1 protein-coding gene is annotated in these 998 nt (G+C 39.6%); it reads right to left on the bottom strand.

What is annotated here, in order from left to right; all coding sequences use genetic code 11:
- Positions 1-60: 60 nt before the first annotated feature.
- On the bottom strand, positions 61-998 hold a 938-nt coding region (locus ACEO2X_RS13900; protein WP_368782738.1), incomplete at its 5' end, for an RNA-guided endonuclease InsQ/TnpB family protein.

The following is a 998-nucleotide window of genomic DNA, read 5'->3' as shown; positions in this document are numbered from 1 at the left end:
ATTGACATACTCCCCCCACTTTCGTTTTCACTCAAGTGGGGGATTCTAAAAGCAAAGCTCTTAGGCGACTTCCTCACGGATTTCGCTTGCTTTCTGCTTCTTAGGGCGACCTTTACCGCATCCACCCTCCACAGACAAAACGGCATGTCCTGCCGACAATATATTACGAGATGCGTTTAAATCCGCATTCGCAACATAACCGCATCCGACACACTCAAATTTAGCTTGAGTTTGTCGGTTTTCTTTTGCTACATGACCACATTCACAGCAGGTTTGACTTGTGTACTTCGGATCAACTTTTACAAGTAATCCACCTCGCCATTGTTGCTTATATTCCAACATACTAACGAGCATGCCCCAACCTTGATCTAGGATTGATTTGTTTAAGCCTGACTTAGCTTTTACATTCTTTCCTTGATTTTCGATTGTGCCACTTGCTGACTTCGACATATTTGCTACTTTTAAATCCTCAACAGCAATCATTGCGTGGTTTTTGCTGAGCGTTGTAGTGATTTTTTGCAAGTAGTCATGACGAATATTGGCAATGTGATGATGTAGTTTATTGATTTTAAAATTCAGTTTTTTCCAATTTTGACTAAATTTAACTTTCTTTCTCTGCTTCCGTTGAAGTCTAGCTAATTTAATCTGATTGGTTTTAAAGCTATTGATCGGGTCAAAGACCTGACCATTTGAGGTAGTGATTAATTTCTTAACACCAAGATCAACACCAATCGCTGATTTTGATGGGTGGATCGGCATTTCAGTAAGTTCTGTTTCAGTACAGAATGAAACGTACCAACGTCCTGACACCTTACTGATCGTCACATTTTTTATTGTGCCTAGAATCTCTTGCGACTTCCTGAATTTAATAACACCTACGCCATTAGGGAGTTTGAGTTTATTTCCTTTAACCCAACAGTATTTATCGAATTGTACAAGGCGAATGGAATCATAACCGTCTGATTTTTTCTTAAATCTAGGCATAAGTGGGCGCAACT

It is taken from the genome of Acinetobacter sp. AL9, from assembly GCF_041464035.1.
Classification (GTDB): domain Bacteria; phylum Pseudomonadota; class Gammaproteobacteria; order Pseudomonadales; family Moraxellaceae; genus Acinetobacter; species Acinetobacter towneri.
Note: the sequence above shows the minus strand (reverse complement) of the source record. Positions and strands in the feature narration are given on the sequence as shown.